Source organism: Clostridioides sp. ZZV14-6154 (assembly GCF_020657785.1).
Classification (GTDB): Bacteria; Bacillota; Clostridia; order Peptostreptococcales; family Peptostreptococcaceae; genus Clostridioides.
This window is the reverse complement of record NZ_JAGWCY010000011.1, coordinates 14,752-33,648: the sequence shown is the minus strand read 5'-3', so window position 1 is coordinate 33,648 and position 18,897 is coordinate 14,752. Positions and strand designations below refer to the sequence as shown.

The 18,897-nt window shown below is 28.5% G+C and carries 20 protein-coding genes; 4 read left to right on the top strand and 16 right to left on the bottom strand.

Annotated elements, in window-relative coordinates:
* Positions 1-29: 29 nt before the first annotated feature.
* The 5 genes from acdB to hadA are packed head-to-tail and all read right to left on the bottom strand — an operon-like array spanning position 30 to position 5,617.
* Positions 30-1,163 carry a putative isocaproyl-CoA dehydrogenase AcdB gene (gene acdB / locus KGF45_RS16625; protein WP_227829324.1) on the bottom strand — a complete coding sequence of 378 codons (1,134 nt, stop codon included), beginning with the start codon at positions 1,161-1,163 and terminating at the stop codon, positions 30-32.
* Positions 1,164-1,210: 47 nt separating this feature from the next.
* Positions 1,211-2,338 (bottom strand): (R)-2-hydroxyisocaproyl-CoA dehydratase subunit beta, encoded by a 1,128-nt coding sequence (gene hadC / locus KGF45_RS16620; RefSeq protein ID WP_227829323.1) that lies wholly within the window; start codon positions 2,336-2,338, stop codon positions 1,211-1,213.
* Positions 2,338-3,564 (bottom strand): (R)-2-hydroxyisocaproyl-CoA dehydratase subunit HadB, encoded by a 1,227-nt coding sequence (gene hadB / locus KGF45_RS16615; RefSeq protein WP_227842906.1) that lies wholly within the window; start codon positions 3,562-3,564, stop codon positions 2,338-2,340. Before hadB ends, hadC begins: the two co-directional genes overlap by 1 nt.
* A 14-nt stretch (positions 3,565-3,578) precedes the next feature.
* Positions 3,579-4,379, bottom strand: a complete 801-nt coding sequence (hadI, locus tag KGF45_RS16610; RefSeq protein WP_227829322.1) for a 2-hydroxyisocaproyl-CoA dehydratase activator HadI — start codon at positions 4,377-4,379, stop codon at positions 3,579-3,581.
* Between the two features lie 38 nt (positions 4,380-4,417).
* Positions 4,418-5,617 carry an isocaprenoyl-CoA:2-hydroxyisocaproate CoA-transferase HadA gene (gene hadA / locus KGF45_RS16605; protein ID WP_227829321.1) on the bottom strand — a complete coding sequence of 400 codons (1,200 nt, stop codon included), beginning with the start codon at positions 5,615-5,617 and terminating at the stop codon, positions 4,418-4,420.
* A 687-nt stretch (positions 5,618-6,304) separates the two neighbouring features.
* Between hadA and KGF45_RS16600 the strand changes: the two genes are divergently transcribed.
* The 3 genes from KGF45_RS16600 to KGF45_RS16590 all read left to right on the top strand — a co-directional run bounded on the left by KGF45_RS16600 (position 6,305) and on the right by KGF45_RS16590 (position 8,825).
* Positions 6,305-7,303, top strand: coding sequence for a D-2-hydroxyacid dehydrogenase (locus KGF45_RS16600; protein WP_227829320.1), 999 nt, complete (start codon positions 6,305-6,307; stop codon positions 7,301-7,303).
* A gap of 371 nt (positions 7,304-7,674) precedes the next feature.
* On the top strand, positions 7,675-8,202 hold the full coding sequence (locus KGF45_RS16595; protein WP_227842905.1) for a TIGR04002 family protein: 528 nt from the start codon (positions 7,675-7,677) through the stop codon (positions 8,200-8,202).
* A gap of 26 nt (positions 8,203-8,228) precedes the next feature.
* Positions 8,229-8,825, top strand: coding sequence for a TIGR04100 family radical SAM protein (locus KGF45_RS16590; RefSeq protein ID WP_227842904.1), 597 nt, complete (start codon positions 8,229-8,231; stop codon positions 8,823-8,825).
* Between the two features lie 160 nt (positions 8,826-8,985).
* On the opposite strand, the gene KGF45_RS16585 is transcribed toward KGF45_RS16590, so the two are convergent.
* The 11 genes from KGF45_RS16585 to KGF45_RS16535 form a co-directional block, all read right to left on the bottom strand.
* Positions 8,986-9,849: an EamA family transporter gene (locus tag KGF45_RS16585; RefSeq protein ID WP_227829317.1), complete on the bottom strand. Its 864-nt coding sequence runs from the start codon at positions 9,847-9,849 to the stop codon at positions 8,986-8,988.
* Between the two features lie 71 nt (positions 9,850-9,920).
* The gene (locus tag KGF45_RS16580; RefSeq protein WP_227829316.1) at positions 9,921-10,853 is read right to left on the bottom strand and encodes a D-aminoacyl-tRNA deacylase; all 933 of its coding nucleotides are present in this window, start codon (positions 10,851-10,853) and stop codon (positions 9,921-9,923) included.
* 85 nt (positions 10,854-10,938) lie between these two features.
* The gene (locus KGF45_RS16575; RefSeq protein WP_227842903.1) at positions 10,939-11,490 is read right to left on the bottom strand and encodes a helix-turn-helix domain-containing protein; all 552 of its coding nucleotides are present in this window, start codon (positions 11,488-11,490) and stop codon (positions 10,939-10,941) included.
* A 241-nt stretch (positions 11,491-11,731) separates the two neighbouring features.
* Positions 11,732-12,223 carry a hypothetical protein gene (locus KGF45_RS16570; protein WP_054272357.1) on the bottom strand — a complete coding sequence of 164 codons (492 nt, stop codon included), beginning with the start codon at positions 12,221-12,223 and terminating at the stop codon, positions 11,732-11,734.
* 28 nt (positions 12,224-12,251) lie between these two features.
* Positions 12,252-12,812 carry a 5' nucleotidase, NT5C type gene (locus KGF45_RS16565; RefSeq protein WP_227829314.1) on the bottom strand — a complete coding sequence of 187 codons (561 nt, stop codon included), beginning with the start codon at positions 12,810-12,812 and terminating at the stop codon, positions 12,252-12,254.
* Between the two features lie 151 nt (positions 12,813-12,963).
* Positions 12,964-14,121 (bottom strand): class I SAM-dependent methyltransferase, encoded by a 1,158-nt coding sequence (locus tag KGF45_RS16560; protein ID WP_227842902.1) that lies wholly within the window; start codon positions 14,119-14,121, stop codon positions 12,964-12,966.
* 36 nt (positions 14,122-14,157) lie between these two features.
* On the bottom strand, positions 14,158-15,042 hold the full coding sequence (locus tag KGF45_RS16555) for a hypothetical protein (RefSeq protein ID WP_227829312.1): 885 nt from the start codon (positions 15,040-15,042) through the stop codon (positions 14,158-14,160).
* An 86-nt stretch (positions 15,043-15,128) separates the two neighbouring features.
* Positions 15,129-15,821, bottom strand: a complete 693-nt coding sequence (locus KGF45_RS16550; RefSeq protein ID WP_227829311.1) for a metallophosphoesterase — start codon at positions 15,819-15,821, stop codon at positions 15,129-15,131.
* Positions 15,822-15,928: 107 nt separating this feature from the next.
* Positions 15,929-16,741: a GTP pyrophosphokinase family protein gene (locus KGF45_RS16545; RefSeq protein WP_227829310.1), complete on the bottom strand. Its 813-nt coding sequence runs from the start codon at positions 16,739-16,741 to the stop codon at positions 15,929-15,931.
* A 50-nt stretch (positions 16,742-16,791) separates the two neighbouring features.
* Entirely contained in the window at positions 16,792-17,703 is a 912-nt protein-coding gene (locus KGF45_RS16540) for an MBL fold metallo-hydrolase (RefSeq protein WP_413841143.1), read from the bottom strand.
* Positions 17,704-17,747: 44 nt separating this feature from the next.
* A complete protein-coding gene (locus KGF45_RS16535) occupies positions 17,748-18,494 on the bottom strand; it encodes a YkgJ family cysteine cluster protein (protein WP_227829308.1) in 747 nt (248 codons plus the stop codon).
* 88 nt (positions 18,495-18,582) lie between these two features.
* On the opposite strand from KGF45_RS16535, the gene KGF45_RS16530 reads away from it, so the two are divergent.
* Positions 18,583-18,834 (top strand): hypothetical protein, encoded by a 252-nt coding sequence (locus KGF45_RS16530; RefSeq protein ID WP_227829307.1) that lies wholly within the window; start codon positions 18,583-18,585, stop codon positions 18,832-18,834.
* The last annotated feature ends 63 nt before the right edge of the window (positions 18,835-18,897 follow it).

The following is an 18,897-nucleotide window of genomic DNA, read 5'->3' as shown; positions in this document are numbered from 1 at the left end:
CTATACCTCCAATTTCATTAGATTATTTATTATTTTAATACGTTTGATGAAATTACCATTTTTTGAACTTCTGATGTTCCTTCGTATATTGATACGATTCTAGCATCTCTGTAAATTCTTTCTATTTCATAATCTTTTATGAATCCATATCCACCGTGAAGTTGTAATGCTTTATAAGCAACTTCATTTGCAACTTCTGCTGCATAGTATTTAGCCATCGCAGATTCTTGAGCAACTCTCATTCCTGCATCTCTCTTTTGTGCTGCGTCATAAACTAATCCTCTAGCTGCACAAACTTTTGTTTCCATATCAGCTATAGTAAATTGAGTATTTTGGAATTTAGCTATAGGCTTACCAAATTGAACTCTTTGTTTTGTATATTTAACAGCTTCATCTAAAGCACCTTGAGCAATTCCTAAAGCTAAGGCAGCAACACCTATTCTACCTACTTCTAAAGTACCCATTGCTATTTTAAATCCATTACCTTCTTTTCCTATAAGGTTTTCTTTTGGAACTTTAACGTTTTCAAATATTAAGTCAGAAGTTTCAGTTCCTCTTATACCCATCTTATCTTCATGAGCTCCTGTTGAGAAACCATCCCATTTGCTTTCTACTATAAATGCTGATGTCCCTCTAAGACCTTTAGATCTATCTGTAACTGCTATTACTATAGCTATATCGCAGAATGGTCCATTAGTTATGAAAGTTTTTCTACCATTTAATATGTAGTGGTCTCCTACTAATTCTGCTGTTGTTTGTTGTCCACCAGCATCAGAACCAGCTCCTGGCTCAGTTAAACCAAATGCTCCTATTAACTCACCTGTTGCTAAACCTCTTAAGTATTTTTGTTTTTGCTCTTCAGTACCATTGTAAAGTATTGGTAATGTAGCAAGAGAAGAACCAGCTGTTACAAAAGTAGCTGTTGAAGCACATCTTCTAGCTATTTCTTCCATTATGATAGCGTAAGAAACATAACCTGCTCCCCCTCCACCATATTCTTCTGGGATATTACTGCTTATAAATTTTGTCTCAGCTAATTTTTTGATTAATTCCTTAGGCATTACACCTGTTTTATCCATTTCTGCTGGTAAAGTATCTAATTCTTTACTAACAAAATCTCTTACTGCTTTTCTTAAAAGTTCTTGCTCTTTGTTATATAACATAGCTTCCTCCAATTTTCATATTTTATAGTAAATTTATTTTAATGAACTTAAGCTAAACTCATCATCTCAGCAAATGTTTGAATACGAGTTCTTGCTTGTTCATTATTCTGAGTTTGTTGGTCAATTTCAACATATAAAGTAGGTATTCCACTATCTTCTATATCTTTCTTAACTAAAGGATAATCGTATTCTTCTGGGTCACAGAATTTCATCATACAGAAGATAACACCATCTACATCTTTCTTTTTAACTTCATCTACTATAAGTGACCCACGTTTTTTCTTAGGGTCATAAGCTAATGAACAACCTTCTATGTTTGACCATTGTCTTGCTAATCTTTCTAATGCATCATCACCTGCAGGTACATCTGTTCTGAATTGTCTTGTTTCTTGAGCTAAATCATCTGCTACTACTGCTATATTATTGTCTTCTAAAATATCTAATATATCTTTAGAATCTGCTAATATACCTGTCAATAAAACTTTCTTTCCAGAACAGACTTCTTCTGGCATTGCGTTTAATTTTGCTATTAAATCTTTTACTAATTTAGTGTGTTCTTCTTTTCTCATAAAGAATCCACTTTTAATTACTAAGCTTCTTATTGATGGTTTTATAGTATTAGAATGTTTATAAGCTACTTCAACAAAGTCTCTCATAGTTTTTCTATGTTCATTGTAAATTTCTATACTGTCATGAATTTTTGCTTCTTCTATTTCATAACCACATATTTCTTCAAGTTCTCTTTTTACACCTTTGTACTCACTGATTAGGTATTTTACACCAGCTTCAAGTTTTCTGTTTTGTGGGTGTACTAATGATATATATTTTATGTGAGGTACTGCTGATTTCCAGTTTTGTCCTAAACAAATTAATGTGTCACACATACCTGGTATGATAACTCCAGATAATTCATCATATGCACCTTTTAATCCATATTCTAGACATGATTGCATTATTGAACATGCAAATGCAGGGAAATATTGTTTAGCTAAATCTAATTCTGTTTGTCCACCCCATATACCAACTGGAAGCATTCCAGCTGCATGTATAATTTCTTCTGGGCAATAAACTGGGAAACAACCTATAGCTTTTTTACCAGTTGCATTTTTATATTCTTTTACAGCCTTATTTGGATTTTCAACTACTTCTTTCATTTTAGATAAAATAGCTTCCATTATATCTCACCTCTATTAAGTTTTTTTCTTTCTTCCATTACTTCAACTAAACCTTGAATTCTTGTTTCAAATTGAGCATTAGTAAAGGCTCTAGGGTCTGCTTGGTCACCATCAAATCCAGCATATGGTAATCCAGTTTCTTCAGCTGCTCTTCTTTGCATTTCATATTGTATTAAACTCATAAGTTTACAGCTTCTGTTCATATGATAGAATGCTCCATCACATTTACCCTCTACTAAAGAATCAACTCTATATTTTGTCATACGGTCTAAGTTTACATTGTTAAACATAGTACTGTATGCTACTGCCATTCCATCTAAATCATTAACTTCATATTGTAATGCCCAAGCATGTGGGTAAACACTACCTGTCATATTAACTCCAAATTTAGCTAATGTTTTCATTTTATATCCAATATATGGCCAGCAAGGTATACCTTCCATCATTATTCTGTATTTTTCTTCTCCTCTGAAAGAAGATTTTCCAGTTTTCATGTTGTCTTCTAACTCTTCTATAAGTAATTTAAATGCTTCTGTAGTTTCTTTTTTACCTCTAGCACAAACTATTACAGCCATGTAAGTAAATAAATCAAATCCATTCATTGGTGAAGGAGAAGAATCTGCTGGTAAACTCATAGAATATTTCCATAGTCTTCCGTTTTCAGCTGATATTTTCATTACTTCTTCAAATTTCTTAGGGTCAAATTTCTTTCCTGATATAACTTCTAATTGTTTTATAGCTTCTTCAAATTGAGCTTTTATATAGTCTATTCTTGATTGAGTTACTTCATCTTCATTATTGAAAGTTGTATCAATCATTATTAAAGGTATATCCAATTCTCTTGAAATATTTTCATACCATTTTATAACTTGATTACATATATTATTACAGCAAAGTAGGAAATCTGGAGCTGGCATATCTAAAGCTTCGCATCCACCATTTTCTAAAAGACCAAAGTTTGTTCTTGCATATGCACATAGGTCGATAGAATATCCTTTAGATTCAGCCATTTCACATAATTCTAAAGAACCTTTTTTAGCCGCTACCCCAGCTGCTTGATTTTCTGGATATAATACATTTAAGTCAAATACTTCTGCTAACTCTTGAGGAAATACTGATGTTGACCAACCTACAGGTCTTCCTTCTTCTTTAGCTTTAAATGCATTTGCATATTGTTCAGCTAATAAATCGTTTATTACTAATCTAGCTTCTTTTTTTTCAGACATTGTCATCCCTCTTTTTATATATTTTTCACTTCTTTTTGTGATTCTTTTGCTTCATCAAAAGCATATAATGCTGCTCCTAAAGCACCAGTTAATTGAGGTATATCAGGTACAATAATTTCTGTATTGATTTCTCTTGCCATAGCTCTTACAATTCCACTATTTCTGGCAACTCCACCAACCATTACTACGTTTCTTTGTACTCCTATTCTTTTTGCTAGGCTAGAAACTCTCTTTGCTACTGAAGTGTGAATACCTGCTACTATATCTTCAATTTTTGCATTTTCTGATAAGTGTGATATAACTTCAGATTCTGCAAACACTGTGCATGTACTACTTATTGATACTTCATTTTGAGAATTCATAGATATACTTCCGAGTTCAGATACATCAACCTCTATTATTTTTGCCATTACATCTAAAAATCTTCCTGTACCTGCAGCGCATTTGTCATTCATAAGAAAGTTTAGTAATCTTCCATTCTTATCTAGCTTTAGTACTTTAGCATCTTGACCACCTATATCAATAATGGTTCTTGTCTCTGGAATTATGAAGTTTACTCCTCTAGCATGACAACTTAACTCACTTATCTGTTTGTCAGCATCAGAATATTTCATTCTCCCATACCCTGTAACTACTATTTTCTCAATGTCTTCTCTTGCAAGACCTGACTCACTATATAATTTTTCCAAAACTCTTGATGGTCCAGTAGTCCCAGTACCAGAAGATATAGTAGCTGAAGCCACAATATCCTCTCCATCTTTTAAAATTACTCCCTTTGATGCAGTTGAACCTATATCTAATCCCATTGTATACATCTTTAGTATTCTCCTTTCCCAAAATCTAGAAATACTAATTAGTATCTTACAACTTTATCTTCTTTTAAGTTATTTATTTTTGATTCGTCATAGCCTAAAGTTTTTAATACTTCTATAGTATGTTCCCCTACTTTTGGTGCTGGTGTATAATCTTTTATTCCTTCATTTCTAAACATAACTGGAGTATTAACTAAGACACCTGTATTTCCACTATCATATGTCTTCTTAAATAAGAAGTCATTTGCCCAAGCTTGTTCATCATCTAGTAAATCTTCACAGCTTTGGATTTTTTCAAATGGTAAGTCTGCTTCTTCTAATAGAACTGACCACTCATCTAATGTTTTTTCTAACATAGCTTCTCCAACTATCTTAACTAAACCTTCAATGTGATTAACCATTGAATCTATGTTGTTGTATCTGTCATCTTCTAATATATACTCTCTATTTATAACCTTACAGAATTTGCCTAACCACTTGTTGTATTGTATTAAAGCTAATTGAATCCATCTTCCATCTTTACATTTATATGTAGTCATTAATGGGCTGTTTGGATTTTCTCTTGATAAAGGCATTTCATTTCCGTATTGTGCTGTTGTTATCATTGTTCCCATTCCATATATAGCTGTATGGAAAAGACTTACTGTTACTCTTTCACCTATACCAGTTTGACCTTTTTTATGTAATGCTGCTAAACTACCTGCTGCTAATGCTAGACCTGCATAGTGGTCACCAAATCCTGCTGCTGTATTTGCTGGAGATGTTCCTTTTTCCATTACAGATTGGCTAACTCCTCCTCTTGCAAAGTATGCAGTATAGTCAAATCCTGGTTTATCTTTTAAAGGTCCTTTTTCACCATATCCTAATATTTGAGCAAATATTAATCCTGGATACTTATCTTTTATTTGATCATAAGCTATACCCATTTTTTCTAATGCTTGAACTCTAACATTAGTTACAAATATGTCTGCTTCTGATATTAATTTATGTAATATTTCTATTCCTTCTTTTGATTTTATATTAATACTTACACCCTTCTTATTTCCATTTTCTAATTCAAACATAGGGTTTTCATCATCTGATGCTGGAGATTTAAATGTTCCACCCATAACTCTTATTCCATCACCTTCTATAGGCTCAACTTTAATAACATCTGCACCCCAGTCACCTAACATTTTTGCACAACATGGTGCTGCGATGAAACTTGAAAGTTCTACTACCTTAACTCCTTCTAAAAGCATAACGTTTTCCTCCTTAATAGTATCAATTATAAAAATTCAATTAAATCACACATAAAGTACTTTTTTCTGATATTAACTATTTGGTGTCAAAGTTCCTAATCTTATTAAGATAACTTATAAAATTATTAAAAGTTATAAATGATTATTTTTTATATTTTTTATTGTCTTACACCTATATTGTTAAGCATTTATCGTGCCAACTTTATATTTAATCAAAATATCGCTTGATTTGAATGTTTTTTAACAATATACAATTGCATTATTAATTCCATTTCATGGCATTATGCAACTCTCCATTGCATCTTGCTATTTTTTCCATGCATTTAAAAGTTTTTTTTATATATTTTTTTATGAAAAAGCTTGACATTTCAAAAAAAGTTTTCATTGCTAAACTCAAAAACACATGTTATCATTGTAATTAATCAGCAAGTTAGTTAACTAATTTCAGACTTAGATAATTTTTTAATAATATTTAATCTAAAAAATAACAATTTCTTTGATAAATTTTTAAAGCAATTATTCTATTAAATAAAAAATGACTAGATATAAAAATGACACAGGGAAAACAATTTCAAAACTAAATTTTTAACCTTAAAAATTTTGTACAAAAATATAACCTTATATGCTACATATTATTTCTAAATGAAAGATTACCATATAATTTAATAATTACAGGAGGGTATTGATATGAAAATACTAGTATTTGGAGCACGCGATTATGAAGAACCAGTAATAAAACAATGGTCTGAAGAGCATAAGGATGTTCAAGTGGATATTTATCCTGAAAACATGACTGAAGAAAATATCACTAAAGCTAAAGGATATGATGGTATATCTATACAACAAACTAACTATATAGATAATCCTTATATCTATGAAACTTTAAAAGATGCTGGAGTTAAAGTTATAGCTTCAAGAACTGCAGGGGTTGACATGATAGATTTTGATTTAGTTAATAAAAATGAACTTATTGTTACAAATGTTCCTTCTTATTCACCTAATGCAATAGCTGAATTAGCTGTTACTCAAGCTATGAACCTTTTAAGAAAGACTCCTTTAGTAAAGAAAAAAGTCTGTGAAGGTGACTATCGTTGGATAGCTGAACTTCTTGGAACAGAAGTTAGATCTATTACAGTTGGTGTTATAGGTACAGGAAAAATAGGTGCTACTTCTGCAAAATTATTCAAAGGCTTAGGAGCTAATGTAATTGCATTTGACCAATATCCAAATAAAGATTTAAATGATATATTAACTTATAAAGATTCTTTAGAAGACCTTCTTAAAGAAGCTGACCTTATAACATTACATACTCCTTTACTTGAAGGAACAAAACATATGATAAATAAAGATACTTTAGCTATAATGAAGGATGGAGCTTACATAGTAAACACTGGTCGTGGTGGTTTGATTAAGACAGGGGACTTAATAGAAGCACTAGAAGCTGGAAAAATAAGAGCTGCTGCCCTTGATACATTTGAAACTGAAGGATTATTCTTAAATAAAAAAATGAACCCAGGTGAATTAACTGACCCAGAAATAAACAAACTTCTTTCTATGGAACAAGTTATATTTACTCATCACCTTGGATTCTTCACTAGTACAGCGATAGAAAATATAGTTTATTCTAGTTTAAGTAGTGCTGTAGATGTTATAAGCACAGGAACTGCTGCTAACAGAGTAAATTAGTATTTTATAAATATATTTTTTCATTAATTAGCTATTATCTAACAAAATAGCCTTTAATTTCCCAAATATAAGAGAGTCTATTCAATATACATTGAGTATGACTCTCTTATATTGCTTTTCTTCTTTTATATTATTTGCATACACCTACTATTTATTATATTTTATATCGAATTTACAACCATCTTTATAATCATCCTATTAAATTACCCTAATTACAATCTACTTTTCCATCAAAAGACTTTGAATGGGTACAATTCACTTTTTACCAGAAAAATACCAAACAAACTATGAAAATTGTATGATTAATATTAATATATTTATAAGAAAACATTACAAGAATGCTAGTTTGGGATTTTTGAGGAGGGATTATATTGGAAAAAATGAACAAAGCTACTTCTAAAAAGACGACCTGTATCGTCACTTCAGCGTTATTTGCATCTATAATATGTTTGACAATAGCTTATATATTACATATTCCAGTTGGTGGAAACAACGGATATGTTCATATAGGAGATGCCTTTATTTATCTAGCTGCAACTATTTTACCAACAAACTATGCTATAGTGGCCTCTGCAATAGGTGCTGGTCTAGCTGATTTATCTACAGGAGCTGCAATATGGGTAATACCAACTATAATTATAAAGCCAATACTTGTATTATTTTTCACTTCTAAAAGTGACAAGATAATAAACAAAAGAAATATAATTGCTTCATTTGTAGCAGGCATAGTAGGTCTAGTTTTATATATGTTTGCTGAGGGAATAATTATTGGAAGCTTTACGAGTGCTTTCGTAATGAGTTTACTTGGTTTGTTACAACCAATAGGAAGCTTTATTGTGTTTGTACTTCTAGGGATGGCACTTGATAAACTTGATTTTAAAAGACGTTATTTTAACTAAAGACTTAAATTTATGGAGGGAAAATTATGAATATCTTATATACAATTGAAAACAGTATCTATGTAAATATAACTAATACATGTCCATGTAAATGTGTGTTTTGCATAAGAAATGAAAAAGACGAAGTAGCAAATAGTGGTAGCTTATGGTTAGAACACGAACCAAGTATTGATGAAGTAAAAGAAGCCTTTGACAAATATAATTTAGATGAATATGATGAAATTGTATTTTGTGGATATGGTGAACCACTAATGAGAATAAATGAATTAATAGAAGTTGCTAAATTTATAAAGGAAAAAAGTAATATCAAAACAAGAATAAATACAAACGGTCTAAGCGATTTAATACACAATAAAAAAACTGCTATCATGTTAAAAGATGTAATAGATGCAGTATCAATAAGTCTTAATGCTCCAAATAAAGAAGCTTATAATAGAGTTACTCAACCAAAATTTGGAGAAAAATCATTTAACTATATGCTAGATTTCGCAAAGGATTGTAAAAAATATATAAAAGAAGTTGCTTTTTCAGTAGTAGATGAAATATCTCCAGAAGAAATAGAAGAATCTAAACAATTAGCAAAAGAACTTGATATACCATTAAGAGTTAGACATAAGAATTAACAATTATAAATTAGTATTTAAAATTTTAATACAAGATTGACAACATAAAAATAGTGACTATAGGGTTTTTAAAATAAAAGGGAGGCTGTAAGTAGATTTGTGTAAAAACAAATTTACCTATAGCCTTTTATACACTTTCATTATCTCTCTGATTTATCAATTAAAGCAATAATAACCATCCACCAATTAATATCAGAATTGAACCTGGTATTTTCTCCTTAATATTTTCTTTAAATATAAAGTGAGCAAGTATTAAAGTTATTATCATAGATACTTGAGAAAATGGTTCTGCTATACTGAGTTCTAAATTATTTAAAGCAATTAATAATGCTAGATAAGAATACCCATTAATAGCACCACTTAAAATCGAAAGTCCTTTCTTATTACTAAAAATTTCATAGATTACTTTTTGTTTCTTTTTAAATGCTAAAAAAACAAATAGATTTAATCCGACAAAAAAGTAAAGTATCGTTGAATACAGTATAGGAGATACTTGAACATAAAATGCCTTATCTAATACCCTTCCTACGGATTGAAAAAATATGTACAAAAACATCAATCTACATGGTAGATTATTTAAAATGGCAGATGCATTTTTTAATAAAGAGCTTACATTTTTTAATATAAATACTCCACCAATCATAATTATAATTCCTGCAACTTTTGCTAAACTAAAACTCTCACCTAAAAATACAACTGATAAAAGCAATAGAAATAGTGAGTTTAAACTGTTTATTGGAGTTACAAGTGAAACTTCACCAGTTGCTAGAGATGTTACATATGCTACTGACCCAATTGAATAAACTAAGCTACTTATATAGCATGGTAGTAAAAAAGACCAATCTCCAACTTTACTCGTTATACTAAATGGTAGTAAACATACTCCACCTATAAAGAAAAATAAAAATGATGAAGCTATATTTTTATAAATATCACCTTCTTCATCACCTAATAATCTTACAACTACTCTTTCAAAGGCTAATAGCACTACTCTAATTAATAGTGCAAAATAAGATATTATCATTTTTGACCTCACTTAAAAATTAATCTGACTTACTGAATATACTTACTAAATCTCATTATTATAAATCAAATCTACCATATGGGCAAATCTTTTGGGGTTTTCAATGTCTTATGTTTAAATACAGGCACCTTAAGCTTTTCTCCTAATTTACGACATTGTTCTTTATAAGCCCCCTTTAACTTATCATGAAAAACTATACCATCAATTCCACCATCAATACTGTCTACACACTTTTCTAATTTTTCAAATCCATCTTCATTATCATACATTCCACTTACAATCCATTGATTTGGTAATACATGTCCAATTGATATATTGTATTCTCTATTTTTTATAATATCTGCAAAAGAATTTTCAAAGTGAACTCCTCCTACACACAGTAAAGTTTTTATAGACTCATCATTATCAAATACTCTAATTAGAGATTTCGATAATACTTGTATTGCCGTCTTATTATTAAAACTATTACTATTACTTCCTATCTCAATATCTAACATAGGTACAGAATATTCTGTAATTAATTTAGATACTTCCCCATATGTAGTTCCAGACCAGTGAGTTGCTTCTGTTAATGTAGTGAATTCATCAAGAGAGTTTTCATTTTTTATATCTTCAATTGCATTAATTAAGTTTCTAAAATATTTTGGATTTGAATTTCCAAACTCGCCTGTTGGTACATCTCCAATAGTATGAGCTGTTAGAATATTTGCTGGAGCATTCTCTCCTTCATGCCAATTCACAACTCCTGCAAAATCAAAATTTTTGAAATACTTATTTAAAATTGGCAGATAATATTTATAATCATGACTTATTACATTTTCCGTTTTTACAAACTGGAATAAGTTATTATTTTTATCTATAAATTCTAATACAAAATTATCATCAACAATAATATCAGTCTGCTTTAAATCCATTACTTCCTCACAACAATTAATTACATTCTTAGCCACTGGGTCTTTATCTAAATTATTACAAAAGAAGAAAACTGCTTTTTTGTTATTCATCTATAAATCACACTCCTATTATTCAAATACTAAATACTCTCATACTTAAAATCATCTAAATATCACTATATACTCCATTCAATTATTATACATAATATACTACCATACTTATTTTAGCTACACCTCTACCTGAGTTTCTATATATATGTGATACATCAGCTTTAAATCTTATAGAATTTCCACTAGATACAATATAATCCTCTCCATTTATTTTAATAGTTATTTCACCACTAAAAACTGTAATAAACTCTTGAGTTCCTGGAAGTTCAGCATTTGAATACAATGTTCCACCCTCTTCTATCTCAATCATAAATATTTCAAATCTTCTTTTAGAATCAAATGGAAATATCGGATAACTTACATATTTTCCATCATCCTCAATAAAATGGTCTACATCCTTTTTATCAACCAATTCTATATCACTTTCTTGTCTTTCCATCAATGATGTAAATGATATTTTTAATCCATTCGTTATTTTCTTGATAGTAGATATAGTTGGATTCACTTCGCATTTTTCAATTTGAGACAACATACTCTTACTTACCCCACTAAGTTGAGAAATTTTATCTAAGCTAAGATGTTTTTCTTTCCTTATCTTTTTTAAATTCTCAGCAATTATTTCATTTAAATTCTGCATAAATTCACCTCTAATATACTTATATAATCCTAAGTATATTTAATTATTTTATCTAAAGACAGTAACTTACTTTAAAATATTTTATTCGATATACTGTACATTATGTTTAATATATAATATTCTTTTAGAAATGTAAATACTATTTTGAAATTTCCTTTAAAAATGAGCAAATAAAAAAGCCAGTAGCCCATATTTTTTTAAGCTACTAGCTTTTATTATCATAAAATTATATTTTTATATTTTAACTATAAAACTTAGATGCTCCTATCAGTTGTCTTTTGGAAACAATCTTAGCTAGATTAGCTAATGAAGATATTTTTATATCCTTAAAAGAAACTAAAAATACAAACTTAAAATCAGTGAATTCTTGATTTATATTATATATATCAAAATAGCATCTCAAATTATCAAATAGGTAATTTTCTTGCAAATCTGCCTCTATTTCATCAGTAGCATCTTTTAAATATGCTCTTACATCCTCAAATAAGACATTGAAATAAGACTCATCTATTTCCTCACCTAATTCTTCTAATATTTCTTCTATATCTAAATCATCCATATCAAAAGAATTTCCTGTTAATTGACAATCAAACACCAATATATTCTCCTGATTTATAGTATTTGATATATCTTGTACATATTCAAAATCTGGACGTAATTCTAAAATATCTTTTATCTCACTACTCTTTACATGAATTTTTCCTTTTCTGTTTTCTAGTTTTAAATCTATCATATGCTCCCCCTTTCAATTTATAAGTCTTTTAATTACTTTGTTCTATAATCTTTTTAATATCTATCCAGTTATTAACTCTAATTATGTTTTGATGTTCAATATTTTTATTATAGTTAGTATCTAAAAGTATTACTTTAACACCTGCATCAGCTAATTGGACTGAGTTTAAAGGGTTATCTTCTATAAATATATCACAACTCAGTTCTCTTGCCTTTTCAACTTTATAATCACTTCCTAATAAGTAAACATCTATATCTAAAATTCCTTGTCTAATTAACCAGTTTTTAGTTACATCAGTTAAACATTCATGTCTAGCAGTTACAAAATATAAATTATGCCCCTTAGATAATTCATCTATTACTTCAATAGCTCCTTCTACAATTTCTGCTTCATCATATGAATGTACATACTTATCATTAAATTCTGTATATACATCGCTTATTCCTGAACCATATAATTCTTCCCAATTGTGAGTTATACACTCTGACTCTGTAATGTTTTTATTGAAGATATCATTTAGGTATGGAAGAAAATGATAAGGACTAGTTATTGTTCCATCTATATCAATACATATATTTAATTTGTTCATTTTTACCTCCATGTAACATTTATTGATTTTATTAATCAAACATTATAGCACAGCTTTAATTATAAATCAAAATCACATATATGACTATACCTATATAATACCAAAAAGCTTGCATATTTAAGCAAGCTTTTTATAAATTTTACATTTTCAACTAATATATAAGTTTTTCTAAAGTTGGTTCTACTCCAAATTGTGTTTTTAGTTCTCTATATTCATTTAATGCTTTTTCATTATTTATTTTAGTTTTTATTGCTCTTATCATTAAATTTTTTGGTGTATCTAATGGGGATATGTATTCTACCACAGAAGTATCGTATCCATTTCCTTCTAACAATAAAGTTCTTAAACCATCAGTTATTAAGTCTGCAAATCTAGCTTTAAATACTCCATGTTTTAATATTGGTTCCATAGCTTCATATTTATATTGTCCTAATAACTCCTTATGACAGCATGGTACTACTACTATAGCTTCTGACTTTGCTCTAATCCCTAGTCCTATAGCCATATCTGTTGCTGTATCACAAGCATGTAAGCTTATTACAAGGTCAACATCTCTATTAGGTGTATAATTAGTTAAATCCTCTTTTATAAATAACATATTTTTATAGCCTAAATTTTTAGCCATCTTCTTTGAAGCTTCTATAACTACATCTGAATAATCTATTCCTATAAAATAACAGTTTTTCTTTAATACTTCTTTTATATAGAAGTTTAGTACAAAACTTAGATATGATTTACCACAAGCACAATCTAATATTGTTATACAGTCTTTGTCTTTTATTTCTTTTAAAATATTGTCTATAAGCTCCACAAAGTGGTCTATTTGATTATACTTTCTTATTTTATCGTTTTTTATTTTACCATCTTTTGTAAGTACTCCAATTTCTTTTAAAAGTGCATTTGCTTGTCCTACTTTTACATAGTACTCTCTGTTTTTTATTTGAGATGCTGTAAATTCATCTATTTTTGGTACTTCTTCTTTATTATCTAGATACTTTACATTTACTTTTTTATTGTCTCCTTCTATTACGACAATAGTACCTCTTTCAATATATCTAAATACTAGTGCATCATAATTTTCAGCTTCTTTAGATATAATTTTTAACAATTTACTAAATGTATATAACTCTGATTTGCCTTTAAAATTAAATTTGTACTTACCTTCTTCTTCTGTTGCAATTCCTTTAAATTCTTTTCTTCCTGATTTAAAAACTACTTCTAATTCAATAAAAAAATCTTCATTTTCAAGGTTTCTCTGAGTAATCCCCATAAAAAACATATTTAGTTTTCCTATACTCTGCTTATTCATCCTAATCTCCCTTTTAACTTATCTCTTTAACTCTTATTAATCAATAGTATTTGACCCATCTATTTCTTCATTTAAATCATTCAATCTATTTTTAAAACTTTCTATCTGCTTATCTGATAAATCAAGATACTCAGTTATCTTGCCTATATATTTAGGACTTTTAGTATTTATTAATTTTAAGGCACTATCCATGGACTTTTGTCTAAGTTCATACGCCTTTTTTACATCATCTCTAGCACTGCTTAATACCTTTGTATATTCATCCTTAGAAAGTTCTGGGATTTGCATATTCTCATATTCTTCTATAACTTCTTTACATTTATTTCTAGCATTTGTAACATCTTTTTTTATACTAGACAATTTAGTTATGTTTTTTGCAATATCCTTAGTATAAGGTATACATTCTCTCATTGGTACTAAAGCTACTCTTTCTATATTATAAATTTCTTTCTTGAAAATTCCTATACTTTCTAGGTCTATTTTTTTAATATCTTCACTATCATTTTCTTTACTTGTATAATTATCATTGTTTTCTTCAGTATTTCCTTGTTTTTCTGATTCACTATTTGTTGAAGTATTTCTTTCTAAATCATTATTCTTTGTTACATCTTGTTTATTTTCTTCTTTATTATTTTCTGTACTTTGTGTATTTTTATCTTGTTTTAAATCACTATCTTCTTTTTCATTAAAATTTGATACATATTTTTCATCATACGTCTCATCAGAAATATAATTATGATAATACATAGATTCTTTTATCTTATTAAGTCCACTCATATATATGTTGCTTATCATTATTGTTGTAGCTAACACTACATAAATACTACTGTAGATACAAGACCTCTTAAAATTCTTGTAATTTCTGAATATCACTATCAAAGGAATAAGATATAAAAATATAAAAACTAATATCCACCTCATAAATCGTGTCTCCTTTCTCAAAACCGAAATCCCTCAAATATTTATTTTTAATCGTGTATCTTATAGTATTTACCAATTTATGTTTTTTAATCGTGAACTTTTATTAAATTAAATTCTGTATAATCACAAGATGCTAATATATATTCAACTCCATTTCGAATCCCTTTTAGACCCATTTTAAAAGACTCTTTACCATGCAAGTGACCATAAATCACCTTTTCAACATTATATTCTTCATATAATTTTGTAAACAAAGACTCCTCTAATCTATCATTTGTAGGAGGATAATGAGTGATTACTATTATTTTAGAATAACCTTTTTTATGTGCAGACTCTAATGACAGCCTTAATCTATTTTCTTCTCTTTTATAAACTTTTTCATCCGTCTCATCAAATTTAACATCATTAGGACATATCCAACCTCTGCCTCCACAAATTGCATAATCTCTATATTCATAGAAATTTGTTTGAATAAAACGCATATTTTCATATAGCTTATTCAAACTTGTAACTGTTGTCCACCAATAGTCGTGATTTCCCTTTATAAGTATTTTTTTACCTGGAAGTTCATTTATTATGTCTAAGTCTTTTTTAGCTTCTGATAAATTAATTCCCCAAGACGTATCTCCTAATACTAATACTACATCTTCCTCTGTAACAACCTCTTTCCAATTATCTATAATTTTTTTTTCATGACCATCCCAATTACTGCCAAAGATATTCATTGGCTTATTTACCGATGTTGAAAAATGTAAATCACCTATTGCATATAAACTCATAACATCATTCCTTCCTTGATTAAACTAAATAGGCTGTCTCTTCTTAGAAATTATTTTCCATTAAGAGGCAGCCCCATTAATATTTAGTAAATTTTCTATAAGTAGCTTTATTGAACCACTCTATCATCTACCTTAGTATCCTTATATTGCTCTAATAACATATCTATTTCTTGTTTTAATTCTAAAATTTCGGTTATGTTTTTGTCTGTTTCAGTTCTATCCAACTTTCTTTGATACTGCATAGCTTTATGTGTATCACCTAAGTCATATAACTCTTGTATTCTATTTAGAGTGTCTCTAATTGCTATAGACTTCATTTGATACATAGCCTGAGCTTTCATTATATCCTCTCTTATTTCACTCATTTCTTGGTCTAAGAGAAACGCAGCATCAGAAGCTCTTCTAAGTCTTTCTGCTAGAGTCTCAGGTATGTAATGGTCATATTTATATTTTAATGAATGTTCTATTGTAGCCCAGAAATTCATTGCAAGAGTTCTTATTTGTATTTCACATATAATTTCTTTTGAGCCCGCAATTGAGTTTATAGGATATTTTATTATAACATGATAGCTTCTATAACCACTATCTTTGTAGTTTGTAATATAATCTTTTTCTCCTATTATAGTCATATCGTTTCTTACTTTTATCAAATCAACTATAGAATATATATCTTCAACAAACTGGCACATTATTCTTATACCAGCGATATCATCAATTTCAGTTTCTAAATCTTTTGCATTTAGCCTTTTTAACTTAGATATTATGGAAGATATTTTTTTTGTCCTTCCTGTGACAAATTCTATGGGAGAATATTCGCCTTTTGCTAAATATTCTTTTCTTATATTTTTAAATTTTATTTTCAATTCTTCTACTGCATGTTCATAAGGCGCTAGTATTTCATTCCATTTTTCGTATTCCATATTGCTCACCCTTTATTTGTTTTTTATGACCTTCTTTATTTTATCATAATTTATTTTGTTTTTGTATAGTAAAGCAATTCTCCATCCTCTAAGATATACCCTATTTCGTCTAAATCAATTAGGTAACTTATAACAGATACCAATGAAGATTTAAAAAAATGATACTCTTTATAATTATTGCTTAAATTATTGTTATTTATAATATTTTTTAGTAAAATTTCTAAAGATTTTGGTTTTTCAAGTAACTGTCTTATTTGGTATAAATATTTATCTAAAGCATTCAAATGCTTTTCTATTAATTTATAAGCATCTTCTTTTGATATCACTTGTTTTCCATGACCCAAAACTAAATACTCAAAATCTATACCTTTTAACTTTTCTAATGAGTTCATTTGTTCTTGTATATCATATAAAAATAAGAAATCATATTTTGATAGAATTTCATCTCCTATCAAAAGGTCTCCCACAAAAATCACCTTATCTTTAGTTAAAACAGCTATACTTCCAGGTGTATGTCCCTGAAATTCAATTATATCAAACATTTCATTATTTAATTCCAGCCTACCTCCATCTATAGTTTTATCTATTTCTATATCATCTAACATTTTACTTTTTAAAATATTATCCATAAATATATTGCTTTTCCCCCCAACAATATACTTTGAAAATAATTCTGGGTTTTCTATATATAACTTATCGTATTTTGATGACATTACACACACATCTTTATAATGTTCTTTAAATTGATTACATGCCCCATAGTGGTCATCATGGCCATGAGTATTTATAATATATCTAACTTGTATTTTATTTTCATCCAATACTTTGGTTACTCTTCTGGGCCTCGAACCACATAATCCTGGGTCTATCATAAGTGCTGTATTATCCTCAAACACATATATTCCTGTATTTGTACCACCTTTTATAAAGAAAGTATTCCCTTTTACTTTTGTTAGATTCACCATCTTCACCTCATTTTGACAATATTTATACTACAAGTTATTATTTATTTAATATAAGACTCTAGTAGAATAAGCCTTTTTATTCTATTAATAGTTCTTTTTTTTATTTTAGGTTCTTTAGATATCCTTATTTTTACATTATATGCTAAATCTCTGTAAAATAGCGATTCTATAAAATATTCAACTATACCTCTATCCTTAAAATCTATATCTATAATGCCATTAGAATAAAGTTTTGAATCTAGTATCATAAGTTTATCAAAAAAGCTTAATCTCTCAGATTTGCTCAAATAACCTTTGCCTGGAATAAAGCTTTCACAATAATCTATTCTATAATTTACCACTTCATCATTTATTTCAAATCCAAATTGTCTCTTCATCAACTCTTTATAGTCATTATTTTTCTTAGTGACATTATCTAGATTTTTGTTATAGTCTGCTTTTTTCCAATGTCCAAATAATCTGCAATTTAGTGGTCTAACTTCATATATTAAACACCTATTATCATCGTCTTTGAATGGACATGAATTTTTTTTGGAATACTCTTCAAAATAATAGTCTACTATTTTACTTATACATCTTCTTCTTAAATCCGCTCTATCTTCAAGATAACAAAATATATTCAAAAACTCAATTAAATTTATACCTACTGATTCCATACAACAATTACCACAACCAGAACAATTTCCAGTTGGTAAGGATTCATATACATCATTTAGTTCATTAAAGAGCTTATTTTTAGTGGAATAATCTATACAATTTAAAATATCTTTATTTTTTATACTAGTCATTATTATTACTCCTTGTTATAATTATTAAGTTAATACAAACAATTATTATAACATATTTTTTAAATTTAATCGCATGAGGAGGCATTTTATGAATAGATATACAAAAATCATTAATATGATGGGAAGTTACTATACAAAAGACTTTGAAAAAGAAAAAAAGAATGTAGTAAAAGTTAGAGAAGTTAAAGAAGACACGGTTAAAAAATTTTTCTTACAGGGTGACTGTGAAGTTCTAGTAGTATTTGAAGATACTGGCAAAGAAATACTTATTGACGATTTTTCTCCTGAAGAGGATATCAAAAAATACTTAGGAATAAAATTTATAAATAAAAAAAGATAGTTATTAAAACCAATCATCTAAAATATATAATAATAACTACATGTAGTTATTATTATATATTTT